At 55.2% G+C, this 24,932-nt stretch carries 21 protein-coding genes; 4 read left to right on the forward strand and 17 right to left on the reverse strand.

The features are described 5' to 3' along the window. Positions 1–471: 471 nt before the first annotated feature. From NSU14_RS23845 to ggt, 15 genes are all read right to left on the reverse strand, one after another. The gene (locus NSU14_RS23845; RefSeq protein ID WP_042134526.1) at positions 472–924 is read right to left on the reverse strand and encodes an IDEAL domain-containing protein; all 453 of its coding nucleotides are present in this window, start codon (positions 922–924) and stop codon (positions 472–474) included. Between the two features lie 343 nt (positions 925–1,267). Further along, the gene (locus tag NSU14_RS23850) at positions 1,268–3,076 is read right to left on the reverse strand and encodes an adenine deaminase (protein WP_340947488.1); all 1,809 of its coding nucleotides are present in this window, start codon (positions 3,074–3,076) and stop codon (positions 1,268–1,270) included. Between the two features lie 246 nt (positions 3,077–3,322). Further along, positions 3,323–4,555, reverse strand: coding sequence for a pyridoxal-phosphate-dependent aminotransferase family protein (locus NSU14_RS23855; RefSeq protein WP_340947489.1), 1,233 nt, complete (start codon positions 4,553–4,555; stop codon positions 3,323–3,325). A 101-nt stretch (positions 4,556–4,656) separates the two neighbouring features. Then, a complete protein-coding gene (locus NSU14_RS23860; protein WP_179093651.1) occupies positions 4,657–5,991 on the reverse strand; it encodes a Zn-dependent hydrolase in 1,335 nt (444 codons plus the stop codon). Then, positions 5,955–7,349, reverse strand: coding sequence for an allantoinase (locus tag NSU14_RS23865; protein ID WP_340947490.1), 1,395 nt, complete (start codon positions 7,347–7,349; stop codon positions 5,955–5,957). The genes NSU14_RS23860 and NSU14_RS23865 overlap by 37 nt, the downstream gene beginning before the upstream one ends. Positions 7,350–7,421: 72 nt before the next feature. Then, entirely contained in the window at positions 7,422–7,799 is a 378-nt protein-coding gene (gene uraH / locus NSU14_RS23870; protein WP_336101801.1) for a hydroxyisourate hydrolase, read from the reverse strand. Positions 7,800–8,040: 241 nt separating this feature from the next. Then, positions 8,041–8,559, reverse strand: coding sequence for a 2-oxo-4-hydroxy-4-carboxy-5-ureidoimidazoline decarboxylase (uraD, locus tag NSU14_RS23875; RefSeq protein ID WP_231575304.1), 519 nt, complete (start codon positions 8,557–8,559; stop codon positions 8,041–8,043). A gap of 259 nt (positions 8,560–8,818) precedes the next feature. After that, positions 8,819–9,748, reverse strand: a complete 930-nt coding sequence (locus tag NSU14_RS23880; protein ID WP_042134515.1) for an ABC transporter permease — start codon at positions 9,746–9,748, stop codon at positions 8,819–8,821. Positions 9,749–9,778: 30 nt separating this feature from the next. Then, the gene (locus NSU14_RS23885) at positions 9,779–10,894 is read right to left on the reverse strand and encodes an ABC transporter permease (RefSeq protein ID WP_144026223.1); all 1,116 of its coding nucleotides are present in this window, start codon (positions 10,892–10,894) and stop codon (positions 9,779–9,781) included. Then, positions 10,891–12,423, reverse strand: a complete 1,533-nt coding sequence (locus NSU14_RS23890) for an ABC transporter ATP-binding protein (protein ID WP_042134514.1) — start codon at positions 12,421–12,423, stop codon at positions 10,891–10,893. The genes NSU14_RS23885 and NSU14_RS23890 overlap by 4 nt, the downstream gene beginning before the upstream one ends. 107 nt (positions 12,424–12,530) lie before the next feature. Continuing rightward, complete coding sequence (locus NSU14_RS23895) at positions 12,531–13,706, reverse strand: BMP family ABC transporter substrate-binding protein (RefSeq protein ID WP_076248665.1); 1,176 nt, start codon at positions 13,704–13,706, stop codon at positions 12,531–12,533. A gap of 218 nt (positions 13,707–13,924) precedes the next feature. Continuing rightward, positions 13,925–14,545, reverse strand: coding sequence for an NTP transferase domain-containing protein (locus NSU14_RS23900; RefSeq protein WP_076248667.1), 621 nt, complete (start codon positions 14,543–14,545; stop codon positions 13,925–13,927). Between the two features lie 41 nt (positions 14,546–14,586). Further along, on the reverse strand, positions 14,587–16,161 hold the full coding sequence (locus NSU14_RS23905; protein ID WP_340947491.1) for a PucR family transcriptional regulator: 1,575 nt from the start codon (positions 16,159–16,161) through the stop codon (positions 14,587–14,589). Positions 16,162–16,865: 704 nt separating this feature from the next. Further along, positions 16,866–18,206 carry an amidase family protein gene (locus NSU14_RS23910; RefSeq protein ID WP_340947492.1) on the reverse strand — a complete coding sequence of 447 codons (1,341 nt, stop codon included), beginning with the start codon at positions 18,204–18,206 and terminating at the stop codon, positions 16,866–16,868. 65 nt (positions 18,207–18,271) lie between these two features. Further along, positions 18,272–19,816 (reverse strand): gamma-glutamyltransferase, encoded by a 1,545-nt coding sequence (ggt, locus tag NSU14_RS23915; protein ID WP_340948983.1) that lies wholly within the window; start codon positions 19,814–19,816, stop codon positions 18,272–18,274. A gap of 281 nt (positions 19,817–20,097) precedes the next feature. Here ggt and NSU14_RS23920 point away from each other — a divergent pair, with 281 nt between their 5' ends. Both NSU14_RS23920 and NSU14_RS23925 read left to right on the forward strand, forming a co-directional pair. After that, positions 20,098–20,676 carry a chromate transporter gene (locus NSU14_RS23920; RefSeq protein ID WP_340947493.1) on the forward strand — a complete coding sequence of 193 codons (579 nt, stop codon included), beginning with the start codon at positions 20,098–20,100 and terminating at the stop codon, positions 20,674–20,676. Beyond that, complete coding sequence (locus NSU14_RS23925) at positions 20,676–21,215, forward strand: chromate transporter (protein WP_076248675.1); 540 nt, start codon at positions 20,676–20,678, stop codon at positions 21,213–21,215. Before NSU14_RS23920 ends, NSU14_RS23925 begins: the two co-directional genes overlap by 1 nt. 46 nt (positions 21,216–21,261) lie before the next feature. Here the strand turns inward: NSU14_RS23925 and NSU14_RS23930 are convergent, their stop codons facing one another. Continuing rightward, a complete protein-coding gene (locus NSU14_RS23930) occupies positions 21,262–21,639 on the reverse strand; it encodes a PH domain-containing protein (protein WP_039301572.1) in 378 nt (125 codons plus the stop codon). A gap of 427 nt (positions 21,640–22,066) precedes the next feature. Between NSU14_RS23930 and abc-f the strand changes: the two genes are divergently transcribed. Then, positions 22,067–24,004, forward strand: a complete 1,938-nt coding sequence (abc-f, locus tag NSU14_RS23935; protein ID WP_340947494.1) for a ribosomal protection-like ABC-F family protein — start codon at positions 22,067–22,069, stop codon at positions 24,002–24,004. Between the two features lie 70 nt (positions 24,005–24,074). Then, positions 24,075–24,548: an ASCH domain-containing protein gene (locus tag NSU14_RS23940; RefSeq protein ID WP_231575303.1), complete on the forward strand. Its 474-nt coding sequence runs from the start codon at positions 24,075–24,077 to the stop codon at positions 24,546–24,548. Between the two features lie 98 nt (positions 24,549–24,646). On the opposite strand, the gene NSU14_RS23945 is transcribed toward NSU14_RS23940, so the two are convergent. After that, the gene (locus NSU14_RS23945) at positions 24,647–24,802 is read right to left on the reverse strand and encodes a hypothetical protein (protein ID WP_156122990.1); all 156 of its coding nucleotides are present in this window, start codon (positions 24,800–24,802) and stop codon (positions 24,647–24,649) included. Positions 24,803–24,932 lie beyond the last annotated feature (130 nt).

Consider the following 24,932-nt stretch of genomic DNA (forward strand, 5'->3'; position numbering starts at 1 on the left):
CGGAGCTTATGCGGCCTGTGCAAGTTTATACGGCTAGAGCAGCTTATGCAGATTAAGCGCCGCTTCGCATTACTCCATTCAGACTACCTCTTGGACAGCATCCGGCGGATTCAGAGGCACTTATGCTCCTCATTTCCTCCTTTGGGCAGCATCCGGCGGAGTCAGGGGCACTTTTGCTCCTCATTTCTTCCTTTGGGCAGCATCCGGTGGAATCAGAGGGATTTATCCCTTTAATTTCCCCCAACCGCCTACTTTCGGTGGAATCAGAGGGATTTATCCCTTTAATTTCACCCAACCGCCCACTTTCGGCGGAATCAGAGGGATTTATCCCTTTAAGTCCCCCCAACAGACGAATATCATCATTTCCTATACAACAGAAAAGCCGCCTGGTCCGCAGGCTGACTTCCCCTGCGGCCCGGACGGCTTCATCATATGAATTGTATTCAGGCAGCTTATCCTTCCGCATAATATTTAAGCGGTCAGCTGTTTATATTTGGCAGTCAGTTCCTCGAACCACTGTTTATCCTGCAATGTCAACGCAAAATCAATCAATTCGGCAATCTCTCCCGGCTGCAGCTCCGGCGAATCATTGAAGCTGATTTCAGCAGTAGCAACCGCTGACCCATCTGCCCCATCCGCAAAGTCATATGAAAACTTCAGCTTGATATCACTCTCCAGAAACTCATTCCGCAGGAAGTAGAGCACCTCGCACATCAATACAGGTCTGACATGACTGTCGAAGACACAATCCATTACTTTGGCCCAATAATGCTGGTTGCTGAGATGCAGCTTATCATTGGTCAAGAGATACTGCTCACCCTGAAAGTCGTTGACAAATCTCAGTTCCACCGGCTCCATTTTAAAAATACCGGTAATTTGCTTCTTGGTGATATTCACGATGTCCTGTGTTTCTAATCTCATCATCTCATACACCCCGTTCCTTATATTTGGACTTTCAGTATTTTTCCGCAAATACACGATTCGACAATAATTTTAACTAATTTAAAAGTATTATCGACTATTTCTCACAATTTGTTAATGTTTTTCATTAAAATTTTAAAAAAACATGTTTCTAATTGTGATGAAATGGTTAATTATATCCCCCGCACCGGATTAATGTCATTATTTTAGCAGTAAAGACTATTCTGACAGGAGAAATCACATGCAAAAAAGGATGCTACCCAGGCTCTGTAATGAGCGGGCAGCATCCCTTTTCGGTGATGTCTGTATGATCCGGCAAGACTTTTGCCGGCTTCTGATCGGGGATTTAGCTCACAAACAATTGAACCAGCTGAATCCCCTCTTCCGGCGAAATCCGCACCAGCCCTTTATCCGAGATCCGCAACGTCGGAATGACAGCCAGTGCAAGCAGCGACAAGGTCATAAAAGCATAATTCAATGTGCAGCCTGCATCATACAGCGCTTTGCTGATGGCCGCAGACTGGGCTGCCGCAATCTCGAACGGCTCTGCCGACATCAGTCCGGCAATTGCCAGCGGGAACAGAGTTGTTCCGGAAGCGGTAATAACCGCAACACCGCCCTGAGCTTCAGCTACTGCACCCGCAGCTTTAGCCATGAGGTTATCATCATTGCCGATGACCAGCACATTATGGCTGTCATGGGCTACAGTCATGGCAATCGCAGCAGGCTCATGGAAGCCGATCCCCTCAACCACACCAACCGATTTGTTGCCGGTTCCCTTATGCCGCTCCAGGACGGCGATTTTGCACAAGCCCTCCTGAACCAGCAGCCTGGACTCAGCCACCGGCAGATTAATGATCAATTCCCCGGTCTCCACATGATTCTCGATCACTTTGATGACCCGTGTGGCCAGAGTACCTTCAGCAATTGGCGCATGGATCACGAAGTCCTCCGGAGCCGGAGGCTGCAGCAGATGCACGGAAGCCAGCACTTCCTCCGGGTAGGTGTACGGACTCAGCTCAGCGGTCATGATCCCGTTCTCCGCTACGACCACTCCGGCCGCAATCGTCATGACAACATGAACATCAGCCAGATTTCCGTCCAGCAGAATGATATCTGCACAGGAGCCCGGAGTAATTGAGCCGATATCACGGGCTACCCCGAACCGTTCGGCGGTATTGATCGTTGCCATTTGAAAAGCCGTGACCGGCTTAAGGCCCTGGGAGATGGCGTGCCGCACCACAAAATCCATATGACCTTCATCCCGCAGCGATTCTGAGCTGCGGTCGTCGGTCACCAGCATCATCCGGCGCGGGTCGAGCCCATGCTCGGTGTGCGCGGTGATGGTCTTCGCCACATCATGCCAGGCGGAGCCGCGGCGCATTTTGGCATACATCCCAAGACGGACGCGTTCGATTACATCCTCCGCCGTCACACACTCATGATCGCCGGTTACTCCTGCGGCGGCATAGACCGGGAGTCTCCAGTCATCCGCCGGCCAGGTGAAATGACCGTCCACATAACGACCCGCACGCAGGGTCGCCTGAATTTCCCCGAGCATTTTCTCATCGCCGTACACCACGCCTGGGAAATTCATCACTTCGCCCAGCGCAATGACATCCTCGCCCCAGGTAAAAGCCTCGGCTACTTCCTCCGGTCCGATCGATGCGCCGGTCGTTTCGAAATCCGCTCCTGCTGAAGGTACGCAGGAGGCAACCTGCATATAAGCCGCCAGCGGAGTTTCACGCATCTCATCCAGCATCAGCTTAATGCCCTTCAGCCCGAATACATTGGCGATCTCATGGGCATCAAAGAATCCGCCGGTCGTGCCCATAGGCAGCACTGCACGGGCAAACTCAGTCGCCGTCAGCTGTGTACTCTCGATGTGACAGTGCCCGTCAAGCAGACCCGGGGCAATGTATTTGCCCGCCGCATCAATGATCTGTGTCCCCTCACCGATCGTATGCGAGACATCCTTGCCAACGTAGGCAATGCGTCCACCCTGTACTGCTACAGACATACCCTCCAGAATCTCTCCGGAGCATACATTGACCAGTTTGCCGCCAGTAATCACCAGTGTCGCCAGCTGGTCGCCGCGGGCTGTAGCCACAAGCCCGGGCACGCAGTCCGCGAGTGGTTTTCTTGTATAAGTCATAATACACACTCCCTTCCGGTTAATGATTTCCTATATTTATATTCTATTTAGCAAAAACGGCCCTGACGCCCCTCACGGGTCGCAAGCCGTTGTTTGAACTACCGCCAGGAGGATAGACCTGACTGCTAATCTAAGCGGAGCTTAACGATGCTTATACAGAGGTACTTAGCTAAAATACAAGCCGTCCGGCTGCTCCGGATCGCAACTTGTGCTGCTTACCTTTCACCACTTAGCGCATTTTTATGATTATCTTACTTTTGACTCGTATACGTCAAGTGCCGCCTGAACGCCCTGGCCGGCCGGAACGGAGAATCCGTGGCGTACAAGCGCCGCCTCCAGTGCTCCAAGCAGACGCAGCACATTATTCTCCCGGCAGCTGAAGCCCATCGTGCCGATGCGCCAGATCTGGCCTTTTAACGGACCGAACGAGCTGGCAATCTCTATCCCGAAATGGTTCAGCAGCATGGAACGCACCGCTTCCCCGTCCACTCCCTCCGGAATCAGCACACAGGTGACTACCGTCAGCTTGCTCTCCGGATCACCGTACAGCTCCAGACCCATTGCGGTCAGGCCGGCCACAAGGGCTCGCTCATGATGCTTATGACGGGCATGACGGGCCTCCAGCCCTTCTTCCAGCACCAGCCGCAGCCCCTCACGCAATGCGTACAGCATGGAGGTCATCTCCGTGTGGTGATTCAACCGCTGGGGACTCCAGTAGTCCTGCAGCATGCCGAGGTCAAGGTAGTTGCTGCGGACAACCGGCAGCTCGCTTGCCTCATCGCCGCCGGTTCTAAGGCCCCGCTCCACCTGTTTGCGCTTCAGCAGCTTTGCTTCGGCACGCTCGTTATAGGTGACCGGGGACATGCCCGAAGGGACAGACAGACATTTCTGCGTTCCACCGACCACGGCATCAAGCATCCAGGCATCCGTCTCCACAGGCACCCCGCCAATGGTCGCCACCGCGTCCACAATCAGCAGGGCATCCTGCTCACGGCACGCCCGCCCGATCTCGGCCAGCGGCTGCACACGTCCCGTAGAGGTCTCCCCGTGGACAATCGCCACCACATCCGGCTTGAAGCTGCGGATCGCCGCGATCACATCCTCCGGCGGAAACACGCTGCCCCAGGTCTGCTCTATAGTGAACACCTCAGCACCGCAGCGCTCGGCAATCTCATGCAGCAGATGTCCAAACCGTCCGAAGACCGGAATCAGCACCCGGTCTCCCGGAGCAATCAGACTGACCATTACCGCTTCAATCCCGGAGCGTGATGTACCGTCCACCGGATAGGCCCACTTATTGCCTGTGGCAAACAGCTCCCGGAGCATCTCCATCGTCTCGTTCATAATATCTGTAAACTCGGGATCGAATTGACCCAGTACCGGATAAGACATGGCCCGCAGCACACGCGGATCAACCTCTACCGGTCCCGGAGTCATAATACACCGCAAGGACGGCGACAAATCTTCGTAGCGCTTCATCACTCTCTCCCCCTCTCGTCTCTCTGAATCTCCTGAATCTTTAAAATCTCTTGAATTCCTTGAATTTATGGAAGCTCTTTAAGCTCAAGAACCCCTGAGCTTCAGTTCTCTGTATAAGCCAATTTATATAAGATTGCCGTCAGTACTTCGAGTCCCGCAGCCAGCTCTTCCGGTGAAGTATATTCATCAGGAGAATGGCTGACCCCTCCCCGGCTGGGCACGAATATCATTGCCGACGGGCAGCGCGGCGCGAACAGCTGGGCATCATGCCCCGCCCCGCTGACCATTCTCCGGTACGACCGCCCCTGCTCCACACAAATTTGTTCCAGCGACAGGCATAGCTCCGTATCCATAGGTGCAGGAGTTGTAGCCAGCAGAGGCAGCACCTCCAGAATCAGACCGCGCCTGCCGGCAATCGCTGTGAACTTATCAAGCATACCTAAGCAAAAACGCTCCAGTGTCGCAGCTTCGCTATGCCGGATATCCAGCGTGAACTGCACTTCGCCCGGAATGACATTCGGTGTCCCCGGATAGACTTCCAGCCTGCCCGTTGTTGCCACCAGCGGGTCCCCTTCTGCCACAGCGGAACGCTCCAGTGCCAGCAGCATTTCTGCGCTGCCTGCCAGCGCATCCTTCCTCAGTCCCATCGGCGTTGTTCCGGCATGATTGGCTGTGCCGCACACCTTGACCTTGTATCTCCGCTGACCGGCGATCGCCTGCACCACCCCGATCTCCTGGAACGACCGTTCCAGAATAATCCCCTGTTCAATATGCAGTTCAACGTAGGCGGCAATATCACTGCGGACCGGACTGTGCCCGAAGGCAGTGCCGCCACTCTCTGAAGTATTATAATGGCTAGCTCCGGAGGCTTCAATGCTGCCGCCAAGACCGCAGGCAGCCATAGCCGCCCCAAGCGTTACCCCTTCGCCGTCTGCACAATTCTCGCGCTCACTCCCGTCGTAGAGCCCTGTAACATTGCCGGAACCCCAGAACGTCAGCGGAAAGCGGCTGCCCTCCTCTTCACAAAAGGACACCACCTCCAGCGTCCGCAGCGGCTGGCCAAAGGTCATCTGCAGATAATGCAGTGCAGTTACAGCAGCAGCTACTCCGTAAGCACCGTCATAACGTCCGCCGTTCACCACCGTATCGATATGTGAGCCGGTTAGAATTACTTTATCCGTTACCACTGATCCGGCCAGCTTGCCGTATACATTTCCGACCTCATCCGTTCTGACCTCAAGTCCGAATCCAGACATTCTCTCCTGCAAAAAATGCTGGACCCGGTACCACTCCGGCGTGTACAGTAGCCGGGTAACCCCCGGGCCGGGAGCACTGAAGGCTGCGAGTTCATCCAGCAGCTTCAGCATCTCTCCGGCCGGGACATGCCGGACCGGCAGCTTCACCGGGCCGGCTGGCGGCTGGAGATCCGCAGCCATTCACCGCCATCCGCTGCAACAATGCCTTCTCCGGCGGTATAAACCACATTGCCGCGGGAGAGGGTTGCCGTTACCTTGCAGGATAAGGTCATACCGGCATAAGGACTATGCTTGTGGCGGTAATATAAATCCTCCGCCTGCAGGGTATAATTCGCATTCGGGTCAAGCAGCACCAGATCGGCATCCAGCCCCGGAGTGATGGAGCCTTTGCGCTGCTCCAGCCCGAAACGCCGGGCTGGCAGCTCCGACAATAGCGCAGAGATCTGAGTGACCGGCAGGCCGCGCACCCGCACACCCTCATGGAACATCAGCTCCAGACTGCTCTGCGCCCCCGATATTCCGCCCCAGGCTTCAAAAAAAGACAAGCCGGGCGCCAGCTTCAATTCTGCCGGACAAGGGGAATGATCCGAAGCAATCAGATCCACCAGGCCCGCTGCCACCGCATGCCACAGCCGTTCCCGCTCCCCGCTGCTGCGCAGCGGAGGAGCACATTTCGCCAGCGGCCCCAGCTCCTCCATGCTGTCCTCGTTCAGAATCAGATAATGAGGGCAGGTCTCCGCTGTCACATCCAGCCCCCGCTGCTTGGCCTCGTGAATCAGCTCCAAGGCTGCGGAGGTGCTGATGTGCACGAAATGCAGCCGGCAGCCGGTCCGTTCACTATATAGGAGTGCCCGGGCAACAGCCTCAAGCTCCGCTTCGGGCGGGCGGGAGGCGGCAAAATCACGCGCAGTGCTCCGCCCCTCGCGGAGTGCAGCTGCTCCGAGCGCCGAGGTCATCTCTTCACTCTCCGCATGCAGGGCGAGAATGCCGCCGATTGCGGCGATGCGGACCATTCCCTGATACAGGGTATTGTCATCCACCTCGCGGAACCGGCCTTCGCCTTCACCGCCGGGATTCGAGATAAACGCCTTGAAGCCGGTAACACCTGCCGCCGCCAGCTCCTCCAGGTCCTCCAGATTGCCGGGCACGAGTCCGCCCCACAGCACATAATCCACCGCCGAATTCCCGGCTGCAGCTTCTGTCTTCAAGCGGAGTGCTTCTATATTTACAGTCGGCGGATTACCATTCAGCGGCATATCCGCATAACAGGTACAGCCTCCAGCGGCAAGGGAAGCCGATCCGCTGCGGAAGCCTTCCCAATGGCCGAACGCCGGCTCATTGAAATGAACGTGCATATCAATCATGCCGGGGAGCACATATTGTCCTGCTGCATCAATAATTGTAGTGGCAGGTGAGCCGTGCAGCGCTTCGCCCAGGGCAGCGATTCTGCCGTCCTTCACACCGACATCCAGCTTACGGACTTCTCCGGGGAGTACAACATCCCCATTCCTGATAATAAGCTCATAGGCTTCCTCCATGTAACGGCCACCTCCGGTCTATTGGTATTCGTAATGGTATTCGTATTCGTATTCGTATTTGTATCGGTACGTTTAACTGCCGCGGTATGTGCTGTATCCCCCCGGCGCAACCAGCAGCGGCACATGATAATGCTCTGCCGGGTCCGCAATGTTGAAGCGGATCGGGATGTGTTCAAGGAACATGCTGCCGGTCCCGCTTGCCGGTTCACAACCAGCACCCGCCTGAGCACTCCTGAAGTAGTCACCGGCCATGAAGACCAGCTCGTAGCTTCCGGCCAGCAGCTCTTCCCCTGCCAGCAGGGGAGCATCCAATCTGCCGTCACTGTTCGTGACAGCCTCACATATCAGCGCGGGCATTACCTCACCGAATCTCCATAGCTGAAGCGACATGCCCGCTGCAGGCTTCCCTAGCGACAGGTCCAGCACATGAGTCGTTAACCGCCCGCTCATGACAGGTATCCTCCAAGCCTGCATCTATTGATGCAGCGGACTTCCGATTCCGGCAGAAGCATTTCTGCGTTTTTTCCCGCATACTGACTGCTGTGCCTTTTGCTTATTTTTTTGTTCATTCTTCTCTCCATACTAAGGATTAAGCCGCTGGTTCCGGTCATGAACGACACCTCCTGCTGATTTGTTAGAAGCAAGTATGCTGTAGAGTGCGGATCGGATATGAGGCCTCTTGCACTATGTCCTATGCCTCCGCCAGCAGATCCTCCAGCCGGAAACGGGTAATCTTGCCGATCTCCTGCAGCGCCTGATCCCATTCTTCCTGCAGGCTGCGGTCCACCCGATCACGGATGGCGTTAATGATGTCATCTTTATTTTTGCCGCGCACAGCCAGAATGAACGGGAACTGGAATTTCTCGGTATAGGCGGCATTCAGCTCCGTAAGCTGCTTGAATTCCTCCGGTGTCAGCCGGTCCAGACCGGCCCCCTGCTGCTCTGCCGCCGATAGCGGAGTGACCTGCAGCCTTGTTGCCAGATCAGGGTGGGCTCTAAGCAGCGCAAGTACCTGGCTACGATCCGCCTTACGCACCGTTTCAACCATAGTGTCATGCAGCTGCTGCACGGATTCAAACGGACGCTCACTATAGGCGCCTTCCGCAACCCAGGGCGAATGTTCGAATATACCTCCAAGGCTCTCTACAAATTCCGGTTGTCCCATGCTGTTGATCTGTTCCAGTGTCACAATATCCGCAGGTGTATTCAATGGCTCATCCTCCATCCATCTAATTTGCATAGTTTAAATTCAAACATTCTTTAGGGTAAAAAAAGCCCATTTCCGCATTCAAGCCATCTACTTTGCCATCAGCACCTGAAGTACCGATCTCTCAGTGATTTAAGATGTTCGAACTGCATGAAATGGACCATACCTGTGTTACTCCATAAATCCGCGTGATAGTTATAGTACTTCCTGCTCGCGTAAACTTACTATCTTATATTGTACCTTCTATGCAGCATTCAGCAACTCAGAACCGCTGTTCACGGACATAAGGTGTTCCCAGCGATTCCGGCGTGCCGGAAGGCTTGTTGCGGTTGCGGTATCCCAGATACATCAGAACCAGAATCGTAACGACATAAGGAATCATTTTGAGGAAATAAGACGGCACCACACTGCCCAGCAGCTGTATCCGGAAGCCCAGGGAATCGAGTGCCCCGAAGAAATATGCGCAGAAGAGCGCACGCAGCGGATTCCATCTGGCAAAAATCACCAGCCCGACGGCGATCCAGCCCCGGCCGGCCGTAAGGCCTTCATTCCAGGTCGGTGCATAGGCCAGCACCATGTCTGCCCCGGCAAGACCAATCAGTGCAGCTCCGGCTGTAACGTAGCCATAGCGGATCAGCTGTACACGGATGCCCATGACATCCGCTGTAGCCGGATTGTCTCCGACTGCCCGCAGATGCAGCCCCCATGAGGTATGGTGGATCAGCAGATGCAGGACCAGCACAAGCAGCAGGCTGAACCAGGTCAGATAATCCATCCGGCCGAAAATATCCCCGATCACCGGAACCGACTTCAACGCCCCCAGATCCAGCTTGGGTGAAGTGCCCGGAAGCGGAATACCGCTGATAGACTTGCCGAGATAGGCGCTGAGTCCGCTGCCGAACAGCGTCATGGCAAGACCTGACATTGTCTGGTTCGCCCGGAGGGTAACTGTAAGGAAGGAATGTACCATACCCAGAAGCGCAGTAATGGCCACAGCTGCGAGCAGGGCAAGGATCAGATTCCCGCTGCGTATGTAGACGATACAGGTCGTCACCGCCCCCATCAGCATCAGCCCTTCCGCACCGAGCTGAATGATTCCGGCCCGTTCGGTCAGAATGCCTCCCAGTGTAGCCAGCAGCAGCGGTGTTCCGGCGGATATGGCGGCTATTAATAACTGTGTAGTGAAATCCATGGGTAAACTCCCTTCTCTAAGCAAATGCTGTTATGCGCTCCGGCGGATGCGGAAACGGTGAATCATGTCGCCGGCAATCAGGAAGAACAGGATCGCACCCTGCAGCATTTCCGATATGGACGAAGGCAGTCCGATGGTCTGTACACTATACCCGCCGACGATCAGGCCGCCGAACAGAACGGAGGTGACAATCAGACCCAGCGGGTTCAGCTTGGCAAGCCAAGCCACGATGATTGCCGTATAGCCATAACCGGGTGATATCCCCTGCATCAGCTTATGTGTAACCCCCGAGACCTCAGCCATGCCGGCAATACCGGCCAGGCCGCCGCTGATCAGCATGACGATAATGATATGCTTCTTGATATGAATCCCCGCGTAGCGGGCAGCTGTTGGGTTGGCACCGATCAGGCGCAGCTCATAACCCCAGCGGGTGAATTTGATCATCAGATAATAGATAAGGACGGCCACCAGCCCGAAGATCAGCCCGATATGCAGCCGCGTGCTTCCCAGAACCGGCAGCGACTGTGCAGCGGTGAACATAGGTGAACCCGGGAAGTTGAAGCCCTTCGGGTCCTTCCACGGTCCGAAGACCACATAGTCCAGAGCCAGCAGAGCCACATAGTTCAGCATCAGCGACGTAATCAGCTCGTTGACACCGAAATGCGTCCGCGGAACGGCGGTCATCAGACCCCACAATGCCCCGGCCGCCGTACCGAAGACCAGCATTAGTGTGATTGACCAGAACGAAGACAGATCAGGGAAATAAATCGTTACCGCTGTAGCCGCCATAGCACCTACAGTCAGCTGGCCTTCCGCCCCGATATTCCAGACGGAAATCCGGTAAGCCACCGCGATACCAAGTCCGCATAGCAATAGCGGAATGGCTTTTACCATGGTTTCTGTGAAGCCGTAGGAGGTTCCGAAGGCTCCGCGGAACATTTTTTCGTATACCACAAGCGGGCTCATGCCATTGGCGGCAATGAACACCGCACAGAGCAGCAGCGCCAGAATAACTGACAGAACAGGCGTCCACCACGGTGAACGGGTACGGCTTGAATCGTATTCCAGCCTGAGGGAGTACCATTTCCCGCTTTTCCCCGGTGAGGGCTCCAGCACTGCAGTATTGCTTCCAGTATCCGGACTCATACGGCGCTCCCCTCCATGTTCCGGATTCCGGCCATCATCAGTCCGATTTGTTCCCGGTCCGCATGCTCATGATCGCTTTCACCTATAATTGAACCGTTGTATATGACCAGAATGCGGTCAGACAATTGCAGCAGCTCATCGAGATCCTCAGAGATCAGCAGCACGCCGCTGCCGGAGCTCCGCAGCTCCATCAGCAGCTCGTGGACACCGGCTGTAGCGCCGACATCCAGCCCCTGGGTCGGATGAACGGCAACCATCAGCTTCGGCTGGTGGCTGACCTCGCGGGCGAACAGCAGCTTCTGCTGGTTTCCGCCCGACATCTGCTGCACCGGGGTATCCAGCTCCGGTGTCTTCACGTTGAAGCGGCGGACTAGCTCCTGCGACCAGGAACGGTTCTTCGCAGCCTTCAGGAAGCCGAATTTCGAATGCTCATTACTGCGGTAGGACTTGAACAGCAGATTATCGACGGAGCCCAGGCGTCCGGCCAGACCGCTCTTCATCCGGTTCTCCGGCACATGCGAGATTCCCGAATCGATGGCGCCTCTTACCGAGGCTGTTTTTACAGGACTGCCGTCAAAAATAATCTCGCCCGTCTTCCACGTTCTAAGCCCGGTCAGCACCTCGGCCAGCTCCTTCTGCCCGTTGCCGGCGACACCGGCCACCCCTACGATCTCGCCTTCACGTACGGTGAGCGACAGAGCATCCAGCGCTTTGCGCCCGTGATCGGCAGCAACATCCAGGTCCTTAACAACCAGCAACGGTTCCCCTGCTGTAGCCTCGCGCTCCTGACGGCTGATCGTCACTTCTCTGCCCACCATCAGCCGGGCCAGCTCCAGCTCATCCGTCTTGGCCGTCTCCAGAGTAGCAATCATTTTCCCTTTGCGCATCACCGAGATCCGGTCGGAGGAAGCCATGACTTCCTTCATTTTATGGGTCGTCATGATTACCGTCTTCCCCGTCTGCTTCATCACCTTGAGGGTTTCAAACAGCTGCTCCGCCTCTCCCGGTGTCAGCACCGAGGTCGGCTCATCAAGAATAATAATATCTGCACCCCGGTACAGGGTTTTGACGATTTCAACACGCTGCTGTTCACCGACAGACAACTGCCAGATCGGCCGGTCAACCGGAAATTTGAGGCCAAACCGTTCTCCAAGCGCCTCAATCTCTTCATGTTTATGCTTGATCCACTTGCTGCCACGCCAGAAAGACGACTTTTCGCCAAGCACGATGTTCTCCGCTGCCGTGAGACTTTGCACCAGTCTGAAGTTCTGAAATACCATGCCTACCCCGAGGAGTGCCGCATCTTTCGGAGAACGGATTTTGGCTGGTTTGCCGTGAATGAGGATCTCCCCCGCATCCGCCCTGTACACACCTGACAGCATACTCATGACTGTGCTTTTTCCTGCTCCGTTCTCACCAAGCAGCGCGTGAATCTCACCCGCATTTGCCGAAAAATCGACTTGATCGCTGGCCGTTACAGAACCGAACTTCTTCACTATCCCGCGCATTTCAACCGAATGGTCCTGCATTGTGGGAAGCTCCTTTCCTTTATAGTTGTAGTACGGGTGGGGAAGATTCCGACATACGGAACCCGCCCCACCCATAAGGCCGTGCTGTATTCAATTCAAAGCTGCTGTTATTGCGGGATGGTACCTTCTACACCCTTAACCAGCCAGTTCATGGAAAGCACTTCTTCAAGCGTCAGCTTTTGGCCGTCTTGAACCACTACATTTCCTTTGTTGTCCGAGATCGGGCCGGTGAATACATCCAGCTCTCCGCTGATGATTTTGGCTTTGGCATCTTCCACCAGTTGCTTCACATCATCCGGAACCTTGCTGCCGAACGGCGCAAGCTCAACCATACCATCGGCCATATCGCCGGAGTACTGCTCGCTCTTCCAGGTTCCATCCATAACGGATTGAACGGCTTTTACGTAATAAGGGCCCCAGTTCCATACAGGGTTGGTCAAATAGTTGTCCGGTGCATATTTGCTCATGTCAGAGTCATTTCCTCCGGCAAAAGCTCCGCGTTCTGCAGCAGCCTGCAGCGTAGCCGGTGAATCCTGGTAAGCCAGCAGAACATCTGCGCCTTTATCCAGCAGGCTGATTGCCGCCTGACGTTCAGTAGCAGGGTCATACCAGGTGTTGGTCCATACTACATCCACTTTGACATCAGGGTTTACACTTTGTGCTCCCAGGGTAAAAGCATTTAGGTTATAAATAACTTCGCTGATCGGGAAGGCTCCAACATAACCAAGATGATTTTTTGTCGTCATTTTGCCTGCCGCGATACCGGACAGATAACTAGCCTGATAGTTTTTGCCGAAGTAAGTACCCATGTTATCGGCTGTTTTGTAACCGGAGGCATGAAGGAACTTCACGTTAGGGAATTTACCGGCTACGTTCAAGGTGAAATCCATATATCCGAAGCTTGTGGTGAAGACAATGTCATGGTTCTGGGCAAGTTCAGTGATGATGCGTTCAGCATCGGCGCTTTCCGGTACATTTTCCACGAAATCGGCTTTGATGCCCAGTTCCTTCTCCATGTATAGGCGGCCTTGATCATGCTGATACGTATACCCGCCGTCACCCGGAGGCCCGATGTATACAAAAGCAACCGTCGGCTTCTCTGCTGCCGGCTCTGTTGTTGCTGCTGCCTCGGTGGCTGCTGCCGCATTCGTTACCGCAGGCGCCTCTGTGGCCGCCCCATTCGTATTCGACGCCGTATTGTTGTTGCCGCACCCCGTCAGAACCACCGCTAACAGGAACATGGTTACCAGGCTGAATTTAAATCCCTGACCCCTTCTTTTCATAATTCTCCTCCTCCAGGATATCTCTCCTAATGGCTCCAGCCATTAATGTATCTCTACTATACTGAGACACAGCAGTTACGTAAATTTATATAACATAGCTTTGTGTCATTTTATAAGAATCGCTGTCGTTTTTGTGTTTTGTGCACTAGGATACCTTGAATTATGCTTAAAATATGTGATATTCCCTAACATAATTTTGGAAAATGGCGATTTTGCTGTCAGTTGTCCCTTGGCACACTCCATTCTCTGCGAATCTCCCCAAAGCTGACCGGCAGCTCCGCATCCGTGAAATCCCGTTCGGAATCACTCTGCAGCATCATTCCCTTGTAGCCGGGAGAATGAAAAATAGCCGATAACCCCCTATCGCTGTCCAGTGCCTGAAGCTCCGGAAACACAGATTGTGCGAACAACACAGGGGGATTCACCACACCTTCATTTATGCTTGCCACATAGTCGAGTCCGGGATTCTGCTCAAAGGCATCCGTCAGCCGGTTCACCAGCGCCGCAGGAATAAACGGCTGATCCGCATGAGCGATGACAACGGCATCAGGCTGCAGCGATGAAATGGCATTCAGGCCGCAACGGAGAGAGAAGGACAGCCCTAAATGAGCCGTCAGGCAGGTCTCCGTACGTCTGCTGCTCCGGGAACTGGCGGGAGGCATCCATTTCAGAGGATCATCTGCCCGGACCACCACAATCAGCGGATCAAGACCGCACCGCTCCAGCTCACTTAGCGTGGCTGCTCCAAGCGTTATTCCACCCGGCTGCTTCAGAGAACCACTCCCGGCAACTGCTTCCTTGCTCCGGCTTGCCGCCAGATAGATTCCGGCTACTTTCAAGTGCACTCCACTCCTTCCGTTAATTTGTAGGCATACTACAGCTATTCACGTTCCAGCATTCTGCGGAACAGGAATACCAGTTTCAGCCTCATGAGATCATTGATTTTTTTGAAATCGACATCCAGCAGCTCACTAAGCTTCTCAATCCGGTAAGTGGCGGTATTGCGGTGGATAAACAGCTTCTTCGCAGTTTCATTCACATGGCCGTCATTATCCAGATAGACCTCCAGCGTATGGAGCATTTCCTTGACGTATTCCGGTTCACGGCTGAGCAGACCGCGCAGACTGCCGCTGCAGTATCTCTCCATCGTCTCCGCCGGGATCTGGTTCAGCAACAGATGGAGCTCAAGCTGCCGGTAATGCACCACATTTCCGTGTGCCCCCCACTGCTGGACCACCCCCATACATTCCTTAATCTCGGCAAAAGCTTCCTTCAGCCCTTCCGGCTTCACCTTCACCCCGCTGACGGCAGCCCGCGGATAATAGCCTTTATCAAACTTCAGATTGTGAAAACATTCATTAATCAGCTCCCGGAACTGCTCCGGGGTTAGCGGGCCTGCCGGATAGAGGGAGAGCAATCCCTCTTCCATTATCAAATGAACCGCCTGCAGCCCATGCAGCACCGGATGCTCCAGATACTCCTCTTTCAGCCGCAGCAGCTCCGCCTGCCTCGCTTCCCCAGCAGCGGCCACGTCGGTCAGCAGAAGCTGGAACGGGGCTTGCAGCAGCTGCACATCCAGCTTAAGCGCCGCCTGGGACAGCTCCGCACACGACAGCCCGCCGTTCAGACAACGCCGCAGCAGCCCGCTGAATTCCCGGTGCTCGGCATGCTCGAAATAATCCTCAAACCCGGAATGGATAAGATATGAAATAAGTTCAGCACCCTGGATGAACAGGCTTTCCTCGACCGGCAGCAGCAATGGATCAATCCTGCAGTACAGAAGATAACCCGAGCATTTCTCGCCTTGCATCAGAGGAATCCGGTATCCCGAGCATTCGCCGATGCGGAAGCGCTGATTCCGGTTCTGCCAGGGCCAACCCTCCAGCAGCTGGCTGTCGGAATAACCTGAGTTATTGAAGACCGCTGCGCCCCGGGCGCTGATCACCGCCAGCGGATAGCCGATAACCTCAGAGACCGATTCGAGCAGCGGACGGCTACGTCCGGAACGCAGGGCGAAGCGCATAAGCTTGCGCTGCTTCTCCATAATGCTCTGCAGCACACTTGTGCTGCGCGAGAGTTCGGCACGGAACAAGCCGTTCATCTGATCGGAGAAGGTGAACTGGAACGGCAGCTCAATCAGCGGGAAATTCAGCGTTTCCGCTTCGGCAATCAGCTTCTCCGGCACCGCATCCCAGAAACGGCCCAGCTTGATGCCAAGACCCGCCGATCCGCGGCGGTTCAGCGTCTGCAGCAGTGCCGAGGCATCCTCGAGACTGTCTTTGATCAGATAGGCGGTAGTCAGCAGCATTTCCCCCTCTTTGATCCAATCCGAGATATCCGGGGCATCCATCACGTTGATGGATTTGACAATCCTGTGTTTCCCCTTGGAGCCTGCAATGAGTTTAGCTTCAGATAAAGGATAAATGGACAACGCTTCTTCAACCGTAAGATGCATGCCATCCCTCCTTCTATAGGTTCATCTTCTTTAATTCTTCTTTATGTTACTTTATGTAACATTATAGATAAAATGACCCTTCATGGAAAGAGGAAAGTGAAAATATAAACCATGAATGTCAGGTAATATCACGTAAGTCACAGAATTTTAACGATTGGGTTGCTGGTAAAAAACCAAATTATCGGTGAATGGCCATCTGTAAGGCCTCAGTAAAGATTTTGATAGGATGTTCAATATGAAAAAAGCCCTGATTCTCCGTCAGGGAGAACTAGAGCTTGCTCTATGTGTAGTGCCATATTAATATGGCTTATGTTTGGGCTGTACGCAGCCGCTGGCGCTGCCTCCAGGATGATCCGGCGGCAATAACACCGGTTTGGCCAATTAGCTAAAGGTCTGAAACCGATAGCCGTGAAGCGTTCCGGACTGGAGGGCCCTTATTGGGGCGAATTATAGCCTTCCACAGGTTATGCGGACACAGATTCCGTTAATAAGCTCATTTCCCCTCATTCCCGGCTTCAATGAACAAGATAACGGCTCCTGAGTCCGCAACCGGCAGAATAACAGGTTTTTGGGCAAAATAGGGTCCTCTGAGTCCGGTTCACTCTGCGGCTGCCCGTTTGCTTAAGTATCGTCCACATGGTCAGCACATTCTTCTTATTCCTCTATTACTCTCTTACTCTCTTACTCTCCCAGTACTCAGAGTATCACCGCTCCCATACCTCCTGCACCCATGACAGGAGTTCGAGATCCTGCCCATACCCGCCGATAATGGACAGTCCAAGCGGCAGGCCGCCGGGTCCCGCCACCGGCAGTGTAACCTGCGGCAGCCCGGCCAGTCCGGCAATGCAGCTGAGCATCATGGCGCCGCTGCGGTTCAGCTCCAGCTGCGCGGGATCTCCGCCGCGCAGCGGCGCCGGGCCGGGCACGGTCGGAATGACGAGGCAGCCGTCATTCCCGAGCAGCCCCCGCAGCCGCTCCGCGAACCCCCTCTGCAAGGAACGGGCCGCGCTGTGGTCCGCTCCGGCAAGTCCTGCCGCCCAAGTGAACCGGGCGGCAATATCCGGTCCGAAGACCGGCCGCTCCCGCTCAATCCACGCGCCATGCGTTGCCCATATCTCGGCGCCCTGAAGTTCACGGAAGACATCCATCCATGTCTTCAAGCCTTCCGGGGCAATCTCCATCACGGCAGTCTGCAATGCGGAGCCCGTCTGAAGCCTATTCAGTCCCAGCTTCAGATAGCCGCCGCACTCCTGACCGGCTAATGACCAGCATTCCGGCGGGATGAACATCCGGGACAGCCTGTGCGCATTGGTTTGCTTGCCAGTTTGCTTGCCGGTTTGCGTACCGCTTGGCTTAATGTTGTGCGGCTTGGCTTTATCGTTCCTCATATCGTTCCTCATATCGGCTGGCTCACCGTTTTGAGCATCCGTTTGCTTGTCCTTTTGAATCTCACCAGGCTGATCCGTCACCCTCACGGGCTGTCCCAAGAGCACCTCGCCAGCCTTCAGCAGCAGCTCCGCGCTGCCTGCAATCCAGCCTACCGTATCAAACCCCGGGGCCAGCGGGATTACACCCTCTATATCAACCGCTCCATGCGTTGGCCGAAAGCCGTATACACCGCAATAGGCAGAAGGGACACGGACAGAGCCTCCGGTATCTGTGCCTAAGGCAAAATCCACACTGCCGGAGGCCACCGCCACCGCTGAACCGCTGGACGAGCCGCCGGGTATCCGGCCCTCCCCGTGCGGATTCACCGGGGTGCCGTAGTGATAATTCTCCCCGCCCAGGCTGTACATCAGCTCATCCGTATGGGCCGCCCCGCGCAGCGCAGCTCCGGCTTGCAGCAGCCTGCTCACAGCCGGAGCATGGGCAGCCGCCGGTTCATGGGTGCGCAGCCAGTCCGGGTTGCCGGCGGATGAACGGTGTCCGGCTACCGCGAATACATCTTTAACAGTGAAGCTTAAGCCATACAGAGTTCCGTGTCCGCTGCCGGGAACCGCAAGCTCCGGAACTCTGAACGCACCATGATGATTATGTAGAGCCATGCTGTTCCCACCTTTCTTCCCGACGGACCGGGCGCCTCTGTTTCCTTACAGCTACCGTTAATCCGCTACCACCCGATGGCTGCACCGTCACAACGCGGGTCCGTACCGCCGCTGCGGTAGCCGTTGCCGTCAATCGAGATGGCGTGGGCATGGCCCATAACACCATCATAGCTTCCGACCGCACGGACCAGATGCCCCGCTTCTGCCAATTCGGCCTGCACGCCTGCTGCCACCCGGCTCTCTATCTTCAGCTCCTGGGTGGGCTCTCCCCAGGTTCTGCCCCAGACGAAGCGGGGTTCATTCACTGCCGTCTGCGGGTCCATACCGTAATGAAGCATCCGGGTCAGCAGCAGGGTCTGGGTCTGGGGCTGACCCTCGCCGCCCTGCGTGCCATACAGATAGGCGGGCTTGCCGTCCCGGCAGGCCATCGCCGGCATCAGCGTATGGAACGTGCGCTTATGCGGCTCCAGCGTATTAATATGGCTGGGATCAAGCGAGAAGAATGAGCCTCTGTTCTGCAGCAGAATCCCTGTATCTCCGGCCACAACCCCGGAGCCGAATTCGAAATACAGGCTCTGGATGAACGAAACCGCGTTGCCTTCCCCGTCCACGACCGCAGCATAGGCCGTATCCCGGCCTACCGGCTCACTGCCGATAGCCAACGCCTGCTGCGGGGAGATGGATGCCGCCAGCTGTGCTGCATACCCCTTATCCAGCAGCTGATCCAGCGGAATCCTGCTGAAGGCCGGATCGGTCAGCACCCGGTCCCGGTCACGGAAGCTCAGCTTCAGCGCCTCCGCCAGCAGATGATAATACTCATACGAGCCGTGCCCGATGTCGGCAAAGTTATAACGCTCCAGTATATTGAGTGCCATAAGTGCTGTGAAGCCCTGCGAGTTGGGCGGAACCTGATAGACCTTGTGCCCGTGGTAGTCCGTAGACAGCGGCTCTTCCCAGTTCCCCCGGTGATCGGCGAAATCATCCCGGGTGAGATATCCGCCCGACGCCTGCATATACTCACTTATCTCTTCCGCGATCTTTCCCTTATAAAAAGCATCTCGGCCTCCGGCGGCCAAGGCCCGCAGCGTCCCGGCCAGCTGCCGCTGCACAAACCTCCCGCCCGCCGCCGGAATCCGGCCGCCGGGAAGATAGATCGCCGCTGCCTCAGGAGACAGCGCGGCTCCGGCCAGAACGCTGCCACCGTGCTGGTCCGGTGACAGCGGAAATCCATCGGTGCAGTAGCCGATTGCCGGCTCCAGCACCTCAGCCAGGGTCAGCCGTCCATACTCACGCTGGACGGCCTCCCAGCTGTCCGCCATTCCGGGTACCGTAATGGCGCTGCGTACACCCCGCCGCGGGATGGCCATCTCCCCCGCGTAACAGTCCCTGCGGACGGCGTAGCCGGATCGTCCGCTGCCGTTGTAGGCCCGGACGCGCCCTTCACCGGCGCTGTAGCCCAGCCAGAAGGCGTCGCCGCCGAGCCCGGTCATATGCGGATAGACTACAGCCAGCGCAGCGCTGACTGCAACCGCCGCATCATAGGCGTTGCCGCCTTTGACCAGCATGCGCGCTCCGGCGGCGGATGCCAGATAATGGGGACTGACCACCATCGTTTTCGTGCCGATTACAGGTCCTGTCGTCAAGCTGACCATCTCCCATTCCGGTGTCGTTCAAGTTAGTGTCATTTAACAGTACGCCCGAAACCTTTGTCAATCGGTTCCGGGAAACCGTAAATTCACGCTGTTATTTTTGTGAGCCATGCACAAACTTTACGTCCATAAGAGCCTGTAATATAGAACCGGGCATATGAATTGTATAGAATAAGCTGATCAAGCGGCCAAGCACCATTCCGCGCTGCGGAATCCACTTACGAAATGGGGCCTATCCTCTAATGAAAACCACCGGTAACGAATACATCCAGATTGCTATGGCTATGTCCAGAACAGGCATCCTCGGCTATGGCGGCGGACCGTCCGTCATCCCGCTGATCCGGCATGATGCCGTAACCCGCTATGGCTGGCTGAGCGATGAAGAGTTCGGCGAGACGCTTGCCATTGCCAATGCGCTGCCGGGTCCGATCGCTACCAAAATGGCCGCTTACCTTGGCTATAAGCTAAAAGGCGTCCGGGGAGCCATCCTCTCCGTGCTGGCACATATTTTCCCCAGCGGAATTGCGATGATCGCGTTGTTATCTGCCGTAAAGTACTTAAGCGGTTCCAAGGTTGTAGCCGGAATGATCGCTGCGGTTTCCCCTGTGATTGCGGTAATGCTGGGAATGATGGCTTATGAGTTTGCCCGGAAGGCTTTTAAGGGCCTTGGTGTAATGATCGGGGCTGGCTTCCTGCTGCTTGCACTGGTGCTGCTTGAAGTGCTGCATCTGCATCCGGCCATAGTCATCGTGCTATACCTCGGCTATGGAACGGTCCATTACCGGATACTCGCGAAACAGAACAAAGGGGGAACCGCCTAATGGAATGGCTCAAGCTGATCTACGGGTTTTTCATGGCTAATCTGCTCGGCTATGGCGGCGGCCCCTCCTCCATTCCGCTAATGTACGAAGAGATCGTGCCGCATTACGGCTGGCTGACTGATGTAGAATTCTCCAATATGCTGGCGCTCGGCAATGCGCTGCCCGGACCGATTGCCACCAAAATCGCCGCTTATGTAGGCTACGATGTCTACGGCTGGCCCGGACTGGCCGCTGCACTGCTGGCGACGATTGTCCCCTCCGCTGCTGCGCTGATCATCCTGCTGAACGTGATGCAGAAATACAAGCAGTCGCCTGTCGTCAAAGGCATGACGCTGCTTGTCCAGCCGGTTATCGCCATTATGATGGTTGTGCTTACCTTCAAAATGGCCAAAGGCCCGGCAGACTCCATCGGCATCTGGCAGACCCTGATCATTGCCGCAATAGCCTTCTGGGCACTGAAGCACTTAAAGCTCCACCCCGCGCTGGTTATTCTCGCTGCTTTTGCCTATGGAGGGCTGGTTCTTCAGTACACGGTCTAGCCGGCCCTCACGTTCCCTTAGCTGATAACCTTCTCCGGGACCACGCTCACTTCAGAATATATTGCGACAGCACCGCCTGCACCTCATAGATATTGACGGACTTGTTGAAGGTTTTCTTCAGCGGGACCGCCGCACCGGACACATAGAGGCACAGCTCCGCATCGAGATCGAAATGCCCGGCCGTTTCCACCGAGTAATGAGTGATGCTCTTGTAGGGAATCGAATGATATTCCGTTTTCTTGCCGGTCACCCCTTGCTTATCTACGAGGATCAGGCGTTTGTCCGTAAAAATAAACATATCCCGGATCAGCTTGTAGGCGCGTTCGATCGTTTCCTGCGGGGCCAGAATCTGCGCATATTCCCGCTTCACATCTTCCAGCGGGACCTGGGAAGCATTGCCCAGCAATCCGTTAAAAATCGCCATCATAATCCCCTTTTCCTATAATAGATTGGCAGCAATTCCTCCTCCGCCATAGTCCATACTACTTGCGGATTTATGGATTTATACCAGAGCAAGGGGATTTCCCCCTTGCTTATTCCCGGCTTATTGGTTAAAATGACTTTAAATTTAGAAAAGGAGGTGTAGGAGAATGGATCACAATCGGACCAATAGTGTTAGCAGCCGGCTGATTAATATTATGGCTGGCATCGTTCATGTAAATGCCCACAACGGGAGAACTCTGTCCATTTACACGAACTTAATAACACTACAACATTGTGAAATGCCTTTCTCGCCTACACTTCAACGGATCTCATAAACCGGAGAATACTCAGGCCGCGGGGAAATTTCCCTGCGGCCTTTTTATGTTGTTTTGTAGTAGTCAGGGCGTTCCTATAAAAGGAGAATATCTATGATCATCTCATGCCAAAATGTCCAAAAATACCACGGTGCCCAGCTTGTTCTGGAGAACATCACCTTCGATATCCGCCAAGGCGAAAAAATCGGCCTGATCGGCCGCAACGGCTGCGGTAAGACCACCCTTTTCCATCTGCTGAGCGGGGAAGAACGTCCCGATCAGGGACAGATCTCCATCCGCCGGAACAGCGTCATCGGACTGCTCGCGCAGATCCAGGAGGCGAGTGACGATGAAACCGTATATGCGGTTCTGCAGCGCAGCTTCGCGGAGCCCTTGCAGTGGCAGCGCCGCCTGCGGGAGCTGGAGCAGACAATGTCCGCTTCCGGTGCAAGTGACGATGAACAGGCCTGGAACCGGCTGCTTAAGGAATACGGCAACCTGCAGGAGAAATTCGAAGCCGCTGGCGGATATGAAATTGAATCCTCCATCAGCCGTATTGCCACCGGCCTTGGCATTGGAAGCGGCCAATATGACCGCCGGTTCTCTTCCCTCTCCGGCGGGGAGAAAACCAAGGTCGGCCTCGCCGAGCTTCTGCTGCGCCGTCCAGATATTCTGCTGCTCGATGAGCCGACCAACCACCTCGATATGGATGCTATCGAATGGCTGGAGCAGTTCCTGCAGAGCTATGACGGCACTGTGCTGGCCATTTCCCATGACCGCTATTTCCTCGATGCCGTCGTTAAAAAGGTCATTGAGATCGAAGACGGGGAAGCTTTCACCTTCCATACGAATTACAGCGGCTATCAGGTCGAGAAGGAGGCCAGACTCCTGCAGCAGTTCGCTGACTATCAGGAGCAGCAGAAGAAGATTAAGCAGATGCAGGAGAGCATCAAGCGGCTGATTGAATGGGGAAAGCTGAATCCGCAGAACGTTTCGTTCCCCCGCCGCGCAGCCTCCATGCAGAAGGCGCTGGACCGGATGGTCAGAGTCAAACGTCCGGTTCTGGAGCGCAAGTCCATGGATCTGCAGCTGGAGCAGGATGACCGGACCGGCAATCAGGTCGTAATCCTTGACCAGATTAGCAAAGCCTTCGGAGAGCGCAAGCTCTTCTCGGCAGCCAGTGACATTCTCAGATATGGAGAGACTACGGCACTGATCGGCGGCAACGGCGCAGGCAAAAGCACGCTGCTGCGGATTATTCTCGGGCAGGAAGCCCCGGACAGCGGCAGCTGTACGCTGGCTTCCAGAGCCGTTGTCGGCTACCTGGCCCAGGAAGCTGTACCGGAGGAGAACGGCCAATCCGTGCTCCGTTATTTCCGCGAGGAAGCAGGACTTGAAGAAGGCGAGGCCCGCGGGCAGCTGGCCCGGTTTCTCTTCTACGGCAGTGATGTATTCAAGAACATCACCAATCTCTCCGGCGGAGAATGGACACGGCTGCGCTTCGCGGTGCTGATGCACCGCCGTCCGAATCTGCTCATTCTGGATGAGCCGACCAACCATCTCGATATCGATTCCCGCGAAGCGCTGGAAGAGGCGCTGGAGGAGTTCCCCGGGACCGTGCTGGCTGTATCGCATGACCGTTATTTCATTAACCGCTGCTTCGGAAAGCTATGGAATATTGATGGCGGACAATTCTCATCCTTCTCCGGGAATTATGAATATTACAAGGAGAAGCAGGCTGAGAAAGCCGCGGCTGCCGAACGGCAGGCTGCAGCTGCAGCAGGTAGTATGGCTGCTGCCGTCATTAAGCCCCGCCCATCCGGTGGTGCCGCATCCGCCGCTCCTTACCGCAAGCCCCGTCCAGCCATCTCCTGGGAACAGGACATTGCTGCTGCAGAGGCTCAGCTCAGTGTTATCGACGGCGAGATGCTGAACCCGCAGTTTGCCAGCGATTCCGGGAAGCTGGCTGAGCTTATGACGGCACGGGATGCCGCGCAGCAGAAGCTGGATGACTTGTACAGCAGCTGGTTAAGCGAAGCGGATAACTCTTAATTCGTTTAAGTTAATTCTTTTGCATTTATTCTTTAGACTGATTTCTAATCCCATAACAGAGGTGAGCAAGGTGACATTAACCCCGGCGATAGCAAAGTACTGGGAGTCTTATCTGCAAGACCATCCTGAGGCAGCGGAGAATTTCGACAGCGCCTGGGCTTTTGGCGACAACCCCCGGCTGGCCGATGAACTGCTTGAGCTGGTCCTGGCTGGAATCAAGACCGGAACGGCACAAAATTATGAGTTAAATGAAGCACGCGGTACGCCTCTGCCCTTTGCGGGCGGGCTATCCGTGCTGCTGGACAGTACGGGGCAGCCGCGCGGAATCATCGAGACTACGAAGGTTGAGATTGTTCCGTTTGCGGATGTAACGGCTGAGTTCGCGTATTCTGAAGGGGAGGATGACCGCAGCCTCGAATCGTGGCGCTATAACCATGAAGTGTTTTTCACCAGAGAGCTTGAGGGTGAAGGTAAGCCATTCGACCCGGGTATGCGGGTCATCTGCGAGACCTTTCGACTGGTGCATATCAATAAAGAACTGTAAATCCTAGCACTTAAAAAGGCTGCTTCTTCGTAACCGAAGAGGCAGCCTTCATTGTATAGTTGCAAGTTAGTATAAGGTTAGAGCTTCAGCGATGAATCTTAAAATTTCCAGATGCCCGTAATCCAGCCGATAACCGAGATCCATAATGGAATACTGATTAGGACGCCCCATACCAGGCCGGTGGCAATATTACCTTCTGCAGGACGTGTTACACCTTCCTGCGTCAGCGGAAGTCTTAACTCTTCTTGTTCCATGCGATCCCCTCCTAAAATTGTTATCGACACAGCAGAGGAAAAAATGTAGACCGCCTGGCCCAAAAAGTTGTGTTTCTGATAAATTTTTAGATATAAAGGCTCAGCGGTTGATTAATGCAAAGGCTTACAT

This window comes from Paenibacillus sp. FSL R10-2771, from assembly GCF_038000205.1.
Taxonomy (GTDB): Bacteria; Bacillota; Bacilli; order Paenibacillales; family Paenibacillaceae; genus Paenibacillus_AQ; species Paenibacillus_AQ phytohabitans.